General features: G+C 64.0%; 14 protein-coding genes and 1 tRNA gene. 6 read left to right on the top strand and 9 right to left on the bottom strand.

The genetic code is table 11. The features are described from left to right. Nucleotides 1–125 precede the first annotated feature (125 nt). Nucleotides 126–896 (bottom strand): alpha/beta fold hydrolase, encoded by a 771-nt coding sequence (locus tag NLM32_RS42370; RefSeq protein ID WP_254134576.1) that lies wholly within the window; start codon nt 894–896, stop codon nt 126–128. A gap of 221 nt (nt 897–1,117) precedes the next feature. Beyond that, the gene (locus NLM32_RS42365; RefSeq protein ID WP_254134575.1) at nt 1,118–1,579 is read right to left on the bottom strand and encodes an Hsp20 family protein; all 462 of its coding nucleotides are present in this window, start codon (nt 1,577–1,579) and stop codon (nt 1,118–1,120) included. Between the two features lie 236 nt (nt 1,580–1,815). On the opposite strand from NLM32_RS42365, the gene NLM32_RS42360 reads away from it, so the two are divergent. Next, a complete protein-coding gene (locus NLM32_RS42360; RefSeq protein WP_254134574.1) occupies nt 1,816–2,763 on the top strand; it encodes an alpha/beta fold hydrolase in 948 nt (315 codons plus the stop codon). Between the two features lie 175 nt (nt 2,764–2,938). Here the strand turns inward: NLM32_RS42360 and NLM32_RS42355 are convergent, their stop codons facing one another. Both NLM32_RS42355 and NLM32_RS42350 read right to left on the bottom strand, forming a co-directional pair. Further along, a complete protein-coding gene (locus tag NLM32_RS42355; RefSeq protein WP_254134573.1) occupies nt 2,939–5,746 on the bottom strand; it encodes a di-heme-cytochrome C peroxidase in 2,808 nt (935 codons plus the stop codon). A 175-nt stretch (nt 5,747–5,921) separates the two neighbouring features. Continuing rightward, entirely contained in the window at nt 5,922–7,718 is a 1,797-nt protein-coding gene (locus NLM32_RS42350) for an adenylate/guanylate cyclase domain-containing protein (protein ID WP_254134572.1), read from the bottom strand. A gap of 223 nt (nt 7,719–7,941) precedes the next feature. On the opposite strand from NLM32_RS42350, the gene NLM32_RS42345 reads away from it, so the two are divergent. Continuing rightward, nucleotides 7,942–8,574: a LysE family translocator gene (locus NLM32_RS42345; protein ID WP_254134571.1), complete on the top strand. Its 633-nt coding sequence runs from the start codon at nt 7,942–7,944 to the stop codon at nt 8,572–8,574. Nucleotides 8,575–8,700: 126 nt separating this feature from the next. Here the strand turns inward: NLM32_RS42345 and NLM32_RS42340 are convergent, their stop codons facing one another. Then, the gene (locus NLM32_RS42340; RefSeq protein ID WP_254134570.1) at nt 8,701–9,453 is read right to left on the bottom strand and encodes a sulfite exporter TauE/SafE family protein; all 753 of its coding nucleotides are present in this window, start codon (nt 9,451–9,453) and stop codon (nt 8,701–8,703) included. Between the two features lie 96 nt (nt 9,454–9,549). On the opposite strand from NLM32_RS42340, the gene NLM32_RS42335 reads away from it, so the two are divergent. Next, complete coding sequence (locus tag NLM32_RS42335) at nt 9,550–10,440, top strand: LysR substrate-binding domain-containing protein (protein ID WP_254134569.1); 891 nt, start codon at nt 9,550–9,552, stop codon at nt 10,438–10,440. Nucleotides 10,441–10,480: 40 nt separating this feature from the next. Here NLM32_RS42335 and NLM32_RS42330 read toward each other — a convergent pair whose 3' ends face one another. The 3 genes from NLM32_RS42330 to NLM32_RS42320 form a co-directional block, all read right to left on the bottom strand. Further along, the gene (locus NLM32_RS42330; protein ID WP_254134568.1) at nt 10,481–11,449 is read right to left on the bottom strand and encodes a tripartite tricarboxylate transporter substrate binding protein; all 969 of its coding nucleotides are present in this window, start codon (nt 11,447–11,449) and stop codon (nt 10,481–10,483) included. A 22-nt stretch (nt 11,450–11,471) separates the two neighbouring features. Beyond that, a complete protein-coding gene (gene hisN / locus NLM32_RS42325) occupies nt 11,472–12,254 on the bottom strand; it encodes a histidinol-phosphatase (protein WP_254134567.1) in 783 nt (260 codons plus the stop codon). Nucleotides 12,255–12,791: 537 nt separating this feature from the next. Beyond that, nucleotides 12,792–13,682 carry an N-formylglutamate amidohydrolase gene (locus tag NLM32_RS42320; protein ID WP_254134566.1) on the bottom strand — a complete coding sequence of 297 codons (891 nt, stop codon included), beginning with the start codon at nt 13,680–13,682 and terminating at the stop codon, nt 12,792–12,794. Nucleotides 13,683–14,019: 337 nt separating this feature from the next. Here NLM32_RS42320 and cpdR point away from each other — a divergent pair, with 337 nt between their 5' ends. The 3 genes from cpdR to NLM32_RS42305 all read left to right on the top strand — a co-directional run bounded on the left by cpdR (nt 14,020) and on the right by NLM32_RS42305 (nt 14,899). Beyond that, the gene (gene cpdR, locus NLM32_RS42315; protein ID WP_007597092.1) at nt 14,020–14,379 is read left to right on the top strand and encodes a cell cycle two-component system response regulator CpdR; all 360 of its coding nucleotides are present in this window, start codon (nt 14,020–14,022) and stop codon (nt 14,377–14,379) included. Between the two features lie 75 nt (nt 14,380–14,454). After that, nucleotides 14,455–14,529, top strand: a tRNA-Val gene (locus NLM32_RS42310). Nucleotides 14,530–14,671: 142 nt separating this feature from the next. Beyond that, nucleotides 14,672–14,899 carry a DUF2945 domain-containing protein gene (locus NLM32_RS42305; protein WP_254134565.1) on the top strand — a complete coding sequence of 76 codons (228 nt, stop codon included), beginning with the start codon at nt 14,672–14,674 and terminating at the stop codon, nt 14,897–14,899. Between the two features lie 22 nt (nt 14,900–14,921). Here the strand turns inward: NLM32_RS42305 and NLM32_RS42300 are convergent, their stop codons facing one another. After that, complete coding sequence (locus NLM32_RS42300) at nt 14,922–16,208, bottom strand: heme-binding protein (protein ID WP_254134564.1); 1,287 nt, start codon at nt 16,206–16,208, stop codon at nt 14,922–14,924. Between the last annotated feature and the right edge of the window lie 382 nt (nt 16,209–16,590).

The raw sequence follows: 16,590 nt of genomic DNA, 5'->3' as shown, positions 1-16,590 counted from the left end.
GAACTGCGAGTCTTCGCCAAACTTTTGCCTGGGGTAATGGGTCCTGGCTTTCGCCAGGACGACACCGGAGCAAAACAAAAGACGCCTGAGCACTCAGGCGCCTCCTGCGTTTCAGCGATCGCCGCTCAGCTCCGCGGATACCCCGCGGCCTCCAGGATCAGATTAGCGACCTCCTTCGGATGCGACACCAGCGAGAGGTGGCCGGCGTCGAGCTCGATGGTGGTTGCATTCATGCGCTTGGCGAGGAAGCGCTCGAAATCGGGGTTGATGGTGCCGTCGTTCTTCGACACCGCGTACCAGCTCGGCTTCGAATGCCAGGCGGCTTCAGTGGTGCGGCCGGCGAAGATCGAGGCCGCCGTCGGCCATTGCACCGCGTAGAGCTCCTTCGCGCGTTCCGGCGCGACTCCGTTGGCGAAATATTTCAGGAAGGCGTCTTCCGAGAGCTTGGTGTAGCCGTCGCGCTCGACGATGCCGGCGCGCGCGGGTCCCGTGGGAAACTGCTTCGACAGTGCGACGAAATCCTCGTTGGCATCGGGAGCGCGCGCGGCGATGTAGACGAGGCCGGTGACCTTCGGATCCGTACCGACCTGGCTGATCACGGTGCCGCCCCAGGAATGCGCGACCAGCACGGTCGGACCGTCCTGTTCGGCCAGCACGCGCTTGGTCGCCTCGACCGACTCGGCGAGCGATCCCAGCGGATTCTGCACGGCGGTGACGTTGAGGCCTGCGGCCTGAAGGATCGGGATCACCTCCGACCAGCTCGAGCCATCGGCCCAGGCGCCATGCACCAGCACGACGTTCTTCGCCTTCACGGCCTGCGGGGTCTGCGCATGGGTAAGGCTGATGGGGGCCGCCAGCAAGCTCGCGGCGACGAAAAGGCTGCGCCAGAAAGTCACGATCGTTCTCCGTCTTGTTTTGGGTTCGATGTCCAAAGGACGGAGCGTGAGGGCGCGGCGTTACGCGCTCACCGTTCTGTGATGCGGTGCAAAAAGGCTAATCAAACAACCGGTGTCGTCCCGGCGCAGGCCGGGACGACAATGGGGAGAGAGACGACATCAACAACGAAAAACGCCCCGGGGCACCGGGGCGTTCTCGTAACCTGGAAGTTGCTGCGTGCTTAGGCGGCGACCGAGCTCTCGATCACCTGCGCCTTGGCTGCGCCGCTGTTGATCGCGATCTGGCGCGGCTTCTTGGCCTCGGGAATCTCGCGCACGAGCTCGACATGGAGCAGGCCGTTCTCGAGCGAGGCGTCCTTCACCTGCACGAAGTCGGCAAGCTGGAAGGCGCGCTCGAAGGCACGGGCGGCGATACCGCGGTAGAGCACTTCGGACTTCGAGTTCTCGTTGGCGACTTTCTCGCCCTTGATCGTCAGCGTGTTTTCCTTCGCGACGATGGAGAGCTCATCCTTGGCGAAGCCGGAGACCGCAACGGTGATGCGGTAGGCGTTCTCGCCGGTACGCTCGATGTTGTAGGGGGGATAACCGGGGCTGCCGTCCGAGCTCGTCTGGTCGAGCAGGTTGAAGAGACGGTCGAAGCCGACGGTGGAACGATAGAACGGGGTGAGATCGTAGGTACGCATGGTCTAGTCCTCCATTGAGCGACTGTTTTCGGTAACCCGCCCGCCAATCGGGCCGGGCTTTAGTCTGTGTGCAGCCTGATGTTCCGGTTCCGAAACACTGGTAGCGGCCTGCACCAAGGTGATATGGGTGAGTCCAGACAGCGTTCAAGAGGGCGGCACTTGCGCCTTTTCGGCGCTCCCGCCCCTTGATTTGCAGCACTTGAGTTACAGCACTTGGCGCCCAAGCACTCCCGATCATGACGCTGGTCTCGATTCCGTCCAATCCCGTTCCCGAAGACGTCGTCAGCGGCACCATCAAGACGCCCGACGGCGTCGAGCTGCGCTTTGCGCGCTGGGCGCCGCCGGCGAACCGCAAGGGCACCGTCTGCGTCTTCACCGGGCGCAGCGAGCAGATCGAGAAATATTTCGAGACCGTACGCGATTTGCGCGACCGCGGCTTTGCGGTGGCGACGTTCGACTGGCGCGGGCAGGGACACTCCTCGCGCCGCCTTCGCGATCCGCGCAAGGGCTATGTGCGCAACTTCGCCGACTACGAGATCGACGTGGAGACCTTCGTGCAGCAGGTGGTGCTGCCGGATTGTCCGCCGCCGTTCTTCGCGCTGGCCCATTCGATGGGGGGCGCCGTGCTGCTGCGGCTGGCGCATGCGCAAAAGCGCTGGTTCGACCGCATGGTGTTGTCGGCGCCGATGATCGACCTGCCCGGCCGCTCCACCTCGTTTCCGGTGCGGACCCTGTTGAGGACGATGCGGATGCTGGGGCGGGGCGGCGGTTATGTTCCCGGCGGCAGCGACCACCTCACCGGGCTGTCCCCCTTCATCAACAATCCGCTGACCAGCGATCCCGTGCGCTATGCGCGCAACGCCGCGATCCTGGAGGAGGACCCTACGCTCGGCCTGGCGTCACCGACGGTTGCCTGGGCCGATTCCGCGTTCCGTGCGATGAACACCTTCAAGGGCATGACCTACCCGTCCGAAATCCGGCAGCCGATCCTGATGCTGGCGGCCTCCAACGACACGGTCGTCTCAACGGCTGCGATCGAGGAGTTCGCCTACCATTTGCGCGCCGGCTCCCATCTCGTGATCGCCGGCTCGAAGCACGAGATCCTGCAGGAGCAGGACCGCTACCGTTCCCAGTTCTGGGCCGCGTTTGATGCGTTCGTGCCGGGCACGCCGCTGTTCAAGTGAGATGCATCCGCGAAGGCGGTGTGCTCCCTCGCCCCGTTCTTACGGGGAGAGGGTTGGGGTGAGGGGCTTCTCTCCACACGCGCGATCGTCGTGAGACCTGTACCCCCTCACCCGGAATCCGCGCTGCGCGCGAATTCCGACCTCTCCCCGCAAGCGGGGAGAGGTGAAGCGCAGCTCAAAGCGTCTTCAGATACTCGATCAAATCGTAGCGCTCTTGCTCTTTGAGCACGCGGCCGATGGTCCCGTCCTTGCCGGGGCCCGGCGTGCCATCGAAGGAGTGGCCGGCATTGCTGTTGCCGAACATCTCGGTGCCATCAGCCGCGCGCGTCGAGAAGCGCGACTGCCCGGTGTTGCAGCTCTCGCCATCGGCGACGGCGAAGCCGACCTGCTTTGGATCGTAGTCGCGACCACCGCCCATGCAGAACGATTTGGGGCGTTCGGCGGCAGGGCTCAGCATCCACCAGAGCGAGGGCACCGATCCATTGTGCAGGTAAGGCGCGGTGGCCCAGACGCCGTTGAGCGGACGCGCGCGATACCACGGCCCGGGCTCGTTCTTCTCGGCAGGCTGCGGACCGGAATTCGGGCAGTTCTTGCGCGCACCCCACCAGGCGTCCTGAACCTTCGGGGGAATCTTCGCATCGTCCATCGCCTTGCGGCTGACGATGTCGACGAGCACCATCAGGCCGACCGAGTACGGCATGTCGGTCGACGAAATATCCGGCAGATTGCAACTCCACCAGGTATTGAGGTTCTGCGTGGGATCGAGCTTGAGGAAGCCCGGCACCTGCACCGTCCGGGTCGCCAGCACGCTGGCCTGAGAGGGATCGGTCCCCATGCCTTTGACGCTTTTCTGGACCTCGTTCAGGAATTTCTCATTGCCGATGGTCTCCCACCGTGACGAAGACCAGATGCTCTGGTCGGGAAATTCGCTGTCGAACACGGGATCGTTGACCGGGCCAAGATGGCATTCGACGCAGATCTCCGCATAGAGCTTGCGGCCCCGCTTGACGCGCTCGCCGTCGATCTTCCACGCGGCATCGCCGAAGATGTCCGATGGCCATTTCGGTGATGTCAGTCCGGAGAGCTGCTTCTTCGGATAGGGCGCCGACCCCTTCAGCAGATCCTCGATCCAGTTCAGGTTCTTGATGTCCATCGACGAGCGGAACAGCGTGTCCTTGGGCGTAGTGTCGGACAGGTTGAGCAGCGCGGTCACGCCCAGCGCTTCGCCGGCGTTGCGGATCAGCGGTTGCTCGATGGACGCGTCATATTGCGCGTATTTGAGCCAAGGCACGGTCCAGATCGGCGGGAAGCTGACCGGCGCGTCCTTGGCATGCAGATTCTTCTCGAAGCCGCTGAGGCCGCTCAGCGTCATGTCCTGGGAGAACACCTGGTTGCCGATGCGGTTGAGTGCGTCGAGGCGGCCGTAGCCTTCCTCGGTGTCCTGCTGCTGCTCGTCCCGCTTCGTCTTCTCGTTGAACCGCGTTTTGCCTTCGATGGTCTTGCTGTAGGTCGCTTCCCAGTCCTTCAGGAACGTGCCGATCGCGCTCAGCTTCTGCTTCAGCGCATCGCGATCCGCATCGCTGGCGGAGGGGCCGAGCACGCGGTCGGCGAAGCGCTTGAAGCGACCCGGCACGAAGAGCGTGTAGGCGATCGACAGGCCGGTCGTGATCTCGAGCTTCCGCAAGTCGGTCATCGCTGGGCCGCCGTCGAAGCGGATGTCGATGCCCTTGTAGTGGATCTGGCCGGTGTGGCAGGCGGCGCAGGTCAGGCCGATCCGGTCTTCGCCGACCTTGCCGGTCGCTGGATCCGGCACGCCGGTCATGCGCGCAAAGCCGACGGGCAGGCCGTCGACGTTTTCGGCCTGGGCGCCCCAGTCGACCGGCGGATCCCAAAGCCGCGCCGGCACCGGCGTCGTCTTGTCGTAGACGTTGGCATAACCGAAGCGGCGCAAGGTGGCGTCGTCGGTGTTGATCGTCTGTGGGCTGGGGATGAAGCCGAAGCGCTGCAGGTGATCGCTGTCATGGAGCATCCCGGGCTTTGCGAAGAAATGCAGCCGCGGCTGCTCGAGCGCCATGAACCAGCTATAGGGCACAGGGAAGGTCGCGGTGCCCTGGCTCGCGTGATGAAACCAGTGCCGGTCCTCCAGCGCCCAGTTCTGCTCGAGCCAGTAGGCGGCGCGGGGCTCGACAAGCTTCGGCAATGGCGGGGCCACGAGCTGGCCGACGACGTTGGGCAGCATCGGCTGGAATTGATCGGGAAAGCGCAGCGCGACGATGCCAAAGAGGACGAGCGCCGCGACCAATCCGCCGGCCGCGCGCAAGATCAGCGAGGGCGGCTTGACCGGCTGGCTGACGACCCGCTGGGTGATCCTGTCGGGGAATTTGCGCTCGTTGAACAATGTCCTCACCTCGGCCACGCTGAGATAGCGGTCATCACCCTGACCCTTGCCCATGATCTTGAGCAGGACCGGCCATTCGAACTTCATCAGGATCCGGTAGTACCAGCGCGCCTGATTGCCGGCGCGTTTGAGATTGTCATTCATGAAGGTCTGGATTTGCGAGGCGTTGAGCCCGGTCTCGGTGCCGCCATCGGGATCGGTGTAGGTGCCGCCGAAACTGGCGAGCCGCGCAATCTCGTCCTCGTTGACGCGCCCGTCGACGCCGAGGATGCGCGAGCCCGCACCGAGCTTGTCGAGAGGGCCGCCGCGCAGGCCATTGAGTTGCGCGCCCCAGAAGATGCTTTGCAGGATGTGACAGGCGCCATTGGCGATCAGCGCAACGCCGCGGACCTGGACACGGGCCGAGACCTTGTTCAGCCCGGTCTCGCCGCTTGCATTTGCGATGGTCTGCGACAGCGTTCGGAGCGGGACGGTCCCGCCGTCGACAAAACCCTCGCCGACGAGGCCGCGCAGGAACGGGCAGGGATTGTTCGGCGAAACCTGGATCGAGGGGTTGAAGGGGGGCTTCGAGACGGAATCGTTCATGGCCCAAAAATCCTGAAAACAGCGAATCGTGAAATGCAGACGCGCCGATCAAGCGCGGAAAGTCCTAACAAACCGACAGCAACCTATACTACTTCAGCGTGTGGCGAAGTGTGGCTGAATTCACTGTCGTGTCAATAAAACTGGGCGAGAGATCGCCTCCCGACGGCCGTTGCCTTCACGACTCGGCGGCGCGTTTGACGTCGCTTTGGACTAGCGTGAGCTTGCTGGCCGGGACGCCCGCCTTCAGGAGCCCGTCGCGGTAATGCGCGATGTCCTCGGGCCGCTTCCAGTGAAAATTCCGCAAATGGCGGTCGACGTTCAGGGTCGGGTAATTGCCCATCAGCACGCCGGTCGCTTCCGTCGCCTCGTCGGTCCGGCCCAATTGCGCCAGCGCCGCAGCGCGGATCGCCAGCGCCTGCATATGGTTGGGGTTGATGTAGAGCTGCTCGCGCGCCCATGACAGCGTCGCGTCATATTGCCTGAGCAGATAATGGCTGAAGGCGTTCAGCGCGGCCCATTGATAGCGCGGGTCGCCGTTGTCGCGCTGGGCGGCCATCGAGAACAGCTCGATCGCCTGGCGGTGCTCGCCGATGACGAAATGGCAGATGCCGAGCACGCCGCGTGCGCCCATGTCGTAGGGGTTGAGCGCGACGGCGCGCTTGGCCGCGTCCATCGCGGCCTCGTCATGGCCTTCCATCGCGTGCGCCCAGGACAGGATGGAGAACGCAAAGGAGGAGCGCGGGTCGAGTCGGACGCTGGTCTCGGCCAGCTGCATCGCCTCAGTCCACATCTCGCGCGTGCCCTTGACCCAGCCGAACTGGATGCTCTGGATCTGGATCGTGGCGAGATAGGCATGCGCGATCGACAGTTTGGGGTCGAGCGCGATCGCCTCCCGGAACAGGGCGACGGCAATGCCCATATCTTCCTTGGTGTGCCGATAATAGTGCGACAGGCCTTTCAGGAAGCGGTCCCAGGCGGTGATGTCGGTGGTGGGGCGCGCGGGCGCGGAGGCCTCGGCGCGGACGATCTCGGTGGCGATCGCCGCAGACAGATTGGTCGTGATCTCGTCCTGCATCGCGAAGAGATCGCCGATGTCGCGGTCGTAACGGCCGGTCCAGAGCTGCTCGCCGGTCTCCGGCGCGATCAGCTCGGCAGTGACGCGGATCTTGGCGCCGGCGCGCCGCACCGAGCCCTGGATCAGATAGGTGGCGTCGATCTCGCGCGCGATCACGCGGGTGCTGACAGTCTTGCCCTTGAAGGGGAAGGTCGAGTTGCGGCTCAGCACGCGGTAGAATGATTGCAGCGACAGCGCGTGGATCAGATCCTCGGTCAGGCCGTCGGAGAAATATTCATCCTGGGCGTCGCTGAGATTGGCAAACGGCAGCACGCCGACGATGGCTGTGCGGTATTGCTGCGAGAGTGCGGACCCTTCCTTCAGCTCGGGCGCGAGTGCAGTCGCGCCGTCGGGCGTCCAGGTCCAGACCCCGATCGGATCCTTGATGTTCTTGAAACGGTGGTTGCCGCCATCGACCAGCGGCACGGTGAGATGCTTGCTGGCCTCGCGATAGGCCTTGGCCGAGATCGCGAACCCGCCGGGGCTCGACACCGACTCGAGCCGGACGGCGATGTTGACATCGTCGCCGAACACCTCGTCCTCGTCGGCGATGACGTCACCCATATGGATGCCGAGCCGGAATTGCATGGTGCGTTCGGCAGGCAGATGGTGATTGCGCTCCGCCATCAGCACCTGCATCGCGATCGCGGCCTCGGCGGCGCCGACGATGGAGGGGAATTCCAGCAGGAAGCCGTCGCCGGTGTTTTTGACGACGCGGCCGCCGTGATTGAGGATGATCGGATGGATCGCGCTGCGATGGGCCTTGAAGGCGGCATGGGTGCCGGCCTCGTCATGGCCCATCATCCGCGAATAGCCGGCGACATCGGCGCAGACGATGGCGGCCAGACGTCTTTCCATATCCTCGGAGCTCCAACGGAGAGGGGATAGCCACCGCGTGGCAGGCGCCTCGAATCCCGCATGTCAAAACCCTGCCTTTATAGAGCAGATGGCGCCGAGCGAAAGTGTGATCCGCATTGCAAATTCGAGGTAAATTCTCCGCAATCGCGGCAGTGGACGGCGGGGCGCGAACCGACTAAGGGCAGCTCTTGAGACGAACGGTCGCAGCGTCGGGTCACCTCACATGCTGGGTATTCACGAAATCTGGCTCTTCGTCCTGTCGGGCGTGCTGCTCAACATCACGCCGGGGCCGGATTCGGTCTATGTGATCGGCCGCAGCATGCAGATGGGCTGGCGCGGCGGGGCGGCGGCCGCCTTCGGCATCAGTTGCGGCTGCTTTTTCCATGTGGCGGGCGCCGCAATCGGCCTTTCGGCGCTTCTGATGGCCTCATCCACCGCATTTTCGATCCTGAAGCTGGTCGGTGCGGCCTATCTGGTCCTGACCGGGCTCCAGATGCTGTGGTCGCGCCCGGCGCTGGTGACGGTTAAGGACGAGGCCGAGCGGAACTCGCTGCGGCGGGTTTTCCTCCAGGGCGTCTTCACCAACGCGCTCAATCCCAAGGTCGCGCTGTTCTTCCTGGCCTTCCTGCCTCAATTCGTCGCAGCCGATGCGCCCCACAAGCCGCTCGCCTTCCTGACGCTCGGCCTGATCTTCATCTGCACGGGCACGCTATGGTGCCTAGTGCTGGCGGCGTTCGCGGCCAAGGCCGCCAACCGGCTGCGGCAGTCGGAAGGCGTGATCGCCTGGGTCAATCGGACGCTGGGCGGCCTCTTCATCTATCTCGGCATCCGCGTCGCCATGCTGGAGACGCGCTAGCTCGTCCGAACGGATGATGCAGGCTTCGTAGGGTGGGCAAAGGCGCAATTGCGCCGTGCCCACCACCTCTCTCGGTTACAAAAAATGCGTGGGCACGCTTCGCTTTGCCCACCGTACAATTCTTCCTTACGCAAATTCCTTCAGCAGCGCGCTGCCGGCCAGATAGACGCCGAGCAAGATCATCGCGACCAGGAACCAGCGGCGGAATGCCTCCGCCGGCATTTTCGCCCGCACCGACTGTCCCACGAACATGCCGGCAAAGGCCATGGCCATGGCAACAGTGCCCGGTACGGCATTGGCTGGCGTCAGCAGGCCGCCGGCGGTGAGATTGAAGGCGAGCGCCAGCGTTGCGGTGGTGAAGAACACGCCGAGCGCCTGCACCAGCTCGTCCTTCTCCATGCCGATCGCCTGCATGAACGGCATCGAGGGGATCACCTGCACGCCGGTCGAGGCCGAGATCACACCGGTGATCACGCCGACCACGCCGCCGACCCATTTCTCGTTCTGCGGTGCCACGTGGAATTTGAATTTGCTGAGGCCGATGATGGCGTAGATCACCAGCAGGATGCCGAGGACCACGGTGCCGTAGCGGGCATAAGGCCCGGTCAGCGCGCCGGCATTGAGCCAGCATCCGACCACGGTGCCGATCATCAGCGGCCACAGCCGCCTCAGGATGTCGCGCAGATGAGGGCCGACGAAGGTCTGCCAGATGTTGGTGACGATGGCGGGCACGATCACGATGGCGATCGCGCGGCTCGGCGCCATGTTCACCGCGAGCAGGCCCATGGACACCGTCGGCAGGCCGAGCCCGACGACGCCCTTGACGAAGCCGGCGACTAGGAAGACGGCGGCGATCAGAATGAGAAGCGGATCAATCATGCGAGCCACATTGACCGAAGCCGCGCCCAGGCACAATCTGCAGGTTACGGAGACAGCCTTCGTTAACAGCGAAGGCTCATTTTGGAGGAGGCAAAGGTGCGCTTCGATCTCGTCGATCTCCAGCTGTTCATTGCGGTCGCCGACCAGCGCAGCATCACCCGCGGCGCGGAGCGCTCGCATTTGGCGCTGGCCTCCGCCAGCGCGCGGATCAAGGGGCTCGAGGATGCACTTGGCGTCGCGCTGCTCAAGCGCGGGCGCCGCGGCGTCGAATTGACCGCGGCCGGCGAGAGCCTGCTGGATCATGCGCGGCTCGTGATCCACCAGATCGACGCCATGCGCGGCGATCTCGCGGGCTTTGCCAGCGGCGTGCGCGCCAGCGTGCATTTCCTCGCCAACACCTCGGGCCTGTCGGAGCATCTGCCGAAGGCGCTGGCCGGCTTCCTGCGCGAGCATCGCGACGTCGCCATCGACATCGAGGAGCGCGAGAGCACCGACATCGCGGCCGCGATCACCGCGGGCGCCGCCGAGCTCGGCTTCGCCGCCGAGCACGCGTTGCCCGATCATGTCGAGCGTTTCGTGTTCAGCGAGGATCGCCTGACGCTGGTGACCTCGAAACGAGGCCCGTTCGCCGGCCGCCGCCAGATCGATTTTCAGGAGGCCAACGCCTGCGAGTTTGTCGGCCTGACCAGCGCCACCGCGCTTCAGATGCATATTTCAAAGCACGCCGCCCGGCTCGGCATGCGGCCGCATTTCCGCGCGCGCCTGCGCGACTTCGATGCGATCTGCCAGCTGGTCTCAGCCGACGTCGGCGTCGCCTTGGTGCCGGAATCCGCCGCCCGCCGCTGCGCCAAGCTCATGCCGCTCGCCATGGTCCGCCTGCGCGACGCCTGGGCCAACCGGAGGCTCGTGATCTGCGCGCGCAGCTTCAAGGCATTGCCAAAGCCGGCCAAGATGCTGGTGGAGCATTTGAGGGCGGCTGCGGTGTGAGATGACTCTTACCCTCCCCTGGAGGGTAAGAAAGAGCGCGCTACTTCGCCGTCTCCACACCGGCGTCCTTGATTACCTTCGCCCATTTCGCGGTCTCATCCGCGATGAACTTTCGAAAATGCTCCGGCTCGTCGCCGACAAGCGTTGCGCCCTGCTGCGCGAGCTTGTCCTTCACCGCGGGATCCGCCATGGCCTTGGTCGCGAGGTCATGCAGCGCCGTGACGATCTCCTTCGGCGTGCCCTTGGGCGCGACAATGCCGTACCAGTTCTCGATGCGCAGATCGGGGAAACCCGCTTCCTTCGTCGTCGGCACGTCGGGGGCGGTCGGGGCGCGTTCAGCCGAGCCGACCGCGATCGGCTTCAGGGCGCCGGCCTTGACCTGCGGCAGCAGCACCGGGAGGTCGAGGAATGTCATCTGCACCTGCTGGCCCAAGAGATCGTTCACCGCCGGCGCGGCGCCGCGATAGGGCACGTGCACGATGTCGATCTTGGCCGTCAGCTTGAACAATTCACCGGCGAGATGCGGCAGGCTGCCGGGGCCGGAGGAGGCGAAATTGAGCTTTCCGGGCTGCGCTTTCGCGAGCGCGATCAGTTCGCCGATGTCCTTGGCGGGCACGTTGGTGGCCACGACCAGCATTTCCGGCACGGTCGCCACCAGCGTCACCGGCGTGAGATCGGCAAGCGTGTCGTAGGCGACCTTCTCCATGCTGGGGCTGATCGCGAGCGCGCCGGCGGAGGAGATCGCGATGGTGTAGCCATCGGGCGCGCTCTTTGCGACCGCATCGGTGCCGAGCACGCCGCCCTGGCCGCCGCGATTGTCGATCAGCACCGGCTGTCCTGCCAGTTCCGACATGCGCTGGCCGATGATGCGGGCGATGATGTCGTTGGGGCCGCCGGCCGGGAACGGCACGATCAGCTTGATCGGTTTTGCCGGAAAATTCTGGGCGGCCGCCATGGACGGCAGCAGCAGCAGAAACAATCCAACAAGAAGCCTGCGTGAGATGGTCATGCAAGCCTCCCGCTGGCGCTTGTTACTGGTTGAGCAGTTTCAGTGCTTCTTCGTGCACCCTGGCGTCGCCGGCCGCGACGATGCGGCCGCCGCCCTGGGCCGGCTTGCCTTCCCATGTGGTGACGACGCCGCCGGCGCCGGTCACGATCGGGATCAGGGCTGCGATGTCGTACGGCTTCAGCTCGGTCTCGACCACGAGGTCGACATGGCCGGCCGCCAGCATGCAATAGGAGTAGCAATCGCCGCCATAGCGCGACAGCCGCGCGCCCTGCTCGATCCGGCCGAAAATGGCGCGGTCGCGCTCGTTCATCAGCAAGGGAGAGGTGGTGTAGGTCGTCGCCTCCGACAGTGAAGCACAGCGGCGGACCTGGAGCCGGCGCTCGCCCGATGGGCCTTTGTAAATGGCTGAGCCATTATCGCCGGAAAAACGCTCGCCGATGAAGGGCTGGTGCATCATGCCGTAGACCGGCGTGCCCTTGTGCAGCAGCGCGATCAGCGTTCCCCAGATCGGAAAGCCGCCGATGAACGACTTGGTGCCGTCGATGGGGTCGAGCACCCAGACATAGTCGGCGTCCTCGCGCTCGTTGCCGAATTCCTCGCCGACGATGCCGTGCTGGGGGAAGCTCGCCTTGATCAGCCGCCGCATCACCGCTTCGGCGGCGCGGTCGGCTTCCGTCACCGGATCGAAATCCTTGGTCTTGCTCTTGTCGTCGATCGACAGCGAGGTCCGGAAGAACGGCAGGATGGTTTCGCCGGAGGCGGTGGCAAGCCGTCCGATGAAGGCTGAGAAGTCGATCACCGTCACGGCGCATCCTCAAAACGAAAGTCGGGTGAAGCTTTCATCTGCCTAGCTCAATTCGCCTCTCGCGTGCAGCGCTGTCTTCATTTGCACCCTGGTATTTTGGATGCGGATACCGGCGGCCCAGGCGAGCTATATGCTGGCCAAATATCGATCACAGTGTTGAGAACTTAGTTCCGCGTATGCCTCGTTCGTATGCAAATGACAATCAACCCATTGAAATTCCTTATCAAAGAAACTGAATCTGGATTTCGCTGGAAGCAAATGAGCCATGTGTTTTTGCATGGGAAACGGCTCAAAAGCCCTTGCACTTTGTGCGGCGCGGCCGCATATTGTTGCGGTGCGGTAGCGCTCTGCGTTACCGCTGCCCTCCTTGGGCGTTTCCTCCCTAGACTTGGGCCGCTTCTTCATTAGAAGCGGCCCTTTTTTCTTGGGTCTCCGTTTTCAGTTTAGCGCGCATACGCTTGCGAAGCGAAAACGCATTCGCACTTCTCGCAGCGAGCACGATCGTTCGAGCAAAATCGTTCGAGAAAGAGTTCGCGTCTATTCCGCCGCGGCCTGGAACGGGCCGAGATCGCCGAACGGGATCGTGGTCGCCAGCACATCGGCGAGAATGCCGAAGTCGCTTGCCACTTGCGCAAAGCGCGGACCGCGCTCGCGGCGGCGCTCGTCCATGTAGATCGCGCGGTTGAGCTCGAGCTGCACCGCGTGCAGGCCGCTCGCCGGGTTGCCGTAATGCTCGGTGATGAAGCCGCCGGCATAGGGCTTGTTGCGGCCGATCGAATAGCCGAGGCCGGTCATGGTTTCCTCGACTCGGTCGGGCAGCAGCGGCGTGCAGCTGGTGCCGTAGCGGTCGCCGATCACGATGTCGGGCCGGCGCGGCTCGTCCCTGCTGACCCCGATCGACGGCATGGAATGACAGTCGACCAGCACCACGGTGCCGAACATCTGGTGCACCTTGTTGATCAGCCGGCGCAGCGCGCGATGGTAGGGCTTGTACAGCGTCTCGATCCGCGCCAGCGCGTCGTCGACCAGGATGCGGTCGCGATAGATCTCCTGGCCGTCCCCGACCACGCGGGGAATGGTGCCCAGGCCGCCTGCGACCCGCATCGAGCGCGTATTGGCAAAGCTCGGCAGCCGGCCCGTGAACATGCGGGGGTCGAGCTCATAGGGCTCGCGATTGACGTCGACATAGGAGCGGGGAAAGTTCACCCGCACGGTCGGAAAGCCGCGATCGCTCAAATGGCCGATCAGCTCGTCCATGAAGGAATCTTCGGATCGCCGGAGTTGCGGCAGGTCGATCCGCGACGCCGCGAGGAATTCGTCCGGATAGGTCGAGCCGGAATGCGGAGAGTTGAAGATAACAGGCGCGCGCCACTCGGCGGGCTCCACGATCTCGAAGGCTGGCGACGCGTCGCCGTCAAACCGGGTCATCTTCTCAGGCTTCGTCCCTTCACGCCGCACGATCCGGCCAAAATCCAGCAAGCCCCAGATCGAATGATTCGGCCGATCGAGCGGCTCTTATGTGTCGTCATTGTCCGGAATCGCAACCATTCTGCCAAGCGAAAAGATGTGATTGGCGCATGGAACATGTCTTAACCGTGCGGGCAGGGAGGCGGGGATGCGCCGGCGCGCGAGATTGATTCGTAGCCCGTTCGGGTTCACAAGGGGCCGCGCCGGTCGGGCCCAGGGTAAAGATTTTCACCCGAAATTTACCCTCTGTCGGGCTTACTGACCTCTGCATATCCTTTGGGGATTCGACGTTCCTGCCATGCCAAAAATCCTGCTCGCCGAAGACGACAACGACATGCGCCGTTTCCTGGTCAAGGCGCTGGAAAACGCCGGTTTTCAGGTTTCGTCCCATGACAACGGCATGGCCGCCTATCAGCGGTTGCGGGAAGAGCCGTTCGAGATGCTCCTGACCGACATCGTGATGCCGGAGATGGACGGTATCGAGCTCGCCCGCCGGGCCTCGGAACTCGACCCCGACATCAAGATCATGTTCATCACCGGCTTCGCCGCGGTCGCCCTGAACTCGGATTCGGACGCCCCCAAGAACGCCAAGGTGCTGTCGAAGCCCGTTCACCTGCGCGAATTGGTGAGCGAAGTGAACAAGATGCTGGCGGCCTAAATTGGCCCCCTTCCGTCCTTGCACCGGCTCCCACGAGCCGTTATAGGGACCCCACCCGACGTAAGTGGACTATTAGGGCACGTAGCTCAGCGGGAGAGCACTACCTTGACATGGTAGGGGTCACAGGTTCGATCCCTGTCGTGCCCACCACGCTTCGCCAAAAGGCTTCGCGTGGCACAGCCACGCCCATAGATGGCGAAGCGTGTCCGGCGTAGCTCGAAGAGCGAAGACGAACTGGAACGTCATTCTCAGCTCCCTTGGAACACGCCTCCGCACCCGGCATTGTTCCGCCATGCCCAAGGCCTCAACCAAGCCCTTCAAGCGCGGCGATCACGTCAGCTGGAATTCCGAGGCCGGCCGCGTCCGCGGCCATATCCTGCGCGTGCACATCAAGGACGTCGACTACAAGGGCTACGTCCACCACGCGACGGCGGACGATCCGCAGTACGAGATCAAGAGCGACAAGACCGATCACGTCGCCTTGCACAAGGGCAAGGCTCTACGGCGGCTGCGCTCCTGATCTCAACTCGCCTCAAGCCCTCTCAGCTCAGCGGCAGCAGATGCTCCGGGATCGGCACTGGGGCTGCCGGCACCAGCGAGGCGACGGAGACGTGCGGCCAGGTCAGGCCGTTGAAATCCAGCATCACCTTCTGCGAGTACTGGATCTGCGTCGTCGCCACCTTCACGCGGCCGCCGGCAAATCCCTTGCCCGGCACCAACGGAAGTGAGGCGACGAAGCTCGGCACCAGCGGCACCGTGCTCTTCTGCACCGGCTGCAGGATGATCGGCGGCTCGCCCGAGGCGATGTGCGGGACGTCGACGTCGTAGATGACGGTCTCGATCCAGAACACGGCATCCATCTGGAAGGCGTTGGCGTTGGCGCCATTGCCGCCGGGCGGCGGTGCCGGCACGCCCTGCAGGAACGCGATGTTCGCGGTGCCGCCGGCGAAGTTCGGCGCCTGCGGATGCGGGCCCGGTGAAACGACGGCCGGCAACGGACCGCCCGACAGCGGCGTGCCGGGCTTGGTCGAAGTCTCGATGATGATGGTCTGATGGATGGTCTGATGCGCGATCTGATGGCGCAGCACCGTGTTCGGATCGGTGATCATGGCCTGGGTGAGCTTGCCCGAGGCGATCAGCGCGGTGAGGTCCTGCGGCAACCTGCGTGTCGTCTTGTTGGCCGCGGTTTGATTCTGGAACGTGAACTTGTTGGCCGGATTGCCGCCGAAGAACGGCGTGATGTCGATCGGCGCGATGGTCGGCTTGCCGGCGACGGCCGGCAACGCGGCGCCTTGCGCGGTGATCGTGGTTCCGTGCGGAATCGAGGCCATGCGCGCGAGGGTGAACGGTTCGTTCGGATTCGTGCTGGACGGCACCGCGAGCCAGATGCCGGGTTCGAAGTGAATGCCGACGGGCGTCCCGGTGGTCACGTCGTTGATGGTCTGCAGATAGGGCACGCCGTTCAGGAAGGCATCCGCCTGCGGCCCCGAGCCACGATTGGGAATCGAGCCGAGACTGTTCGAGAACGACATCGTCTCGTCGGTGAGGTTCAGCTCCAGCACGTTGTCGGGAGGGTCGGTGGTGGTGATCGGCCCCGGCATCTGGGTCGGCGTCGTCGCGCTGTCGGGCCGGAAGATGGTGTTGAATCCCTGTCCCGTGAACGTGCCGGCGAAGGCCGACAGCGGCCCGAGCGTCGGCGGCAGGACGAGCGGCAGCGCAGCAGGCGCGACGGCGGCATGCGCGGCAGCCCTGAACACGCTATCGACCTGGTGGATGGAAAAGTTTGCTGTTCTGTTGAAGGCGCTGGTAAGCGGCTTGGGTTCGTCCATAGGGCGTTCCTTTCGATGGCTGCAAGCGCGACTGTCGATGCCGGCACTCTCCCGGGCCGGCGTTCCGGGCTGATCGATGGTCTCCCTGTGTCAGGCCACGCCACGCGCACGCGCGGGATGTCGCTTCGCCTGGCTCGGCGAGACGTCGGATTTTTTTGAAACCGATCGCGATCTTCTGGCGCGTCGTCCGTCGCGGGGATCGTCGGTGTCACCCTGCGCGAAACGACGCTTTGTCAGGGGTGTTCAAAAATGGAATGATCGAAACATACGGGGTCGCACGCCCCGTTCGCCTTGGTTACATCTCGATTATGATACAACCTAAGAGGTGCTTCAAGTGTGTTCCATTTCACAAGCGAAAGAGTCGCAGTCACGCCAACGATCG

Origin of the sequence: Bradyrhizobium sp. CCGUVB14, from assembly GCF_024199935.1 — a bacterium.
Taxonomy (GTDB): Bacteria; Pseudomonadota; Alphaproteobacteria; order Rhizobiales; family Xanthobacteraceae; genus Bradyrhizobium.
This window is presented reverse-complemented; position numbering and strand designations above follow the sequence as displayed.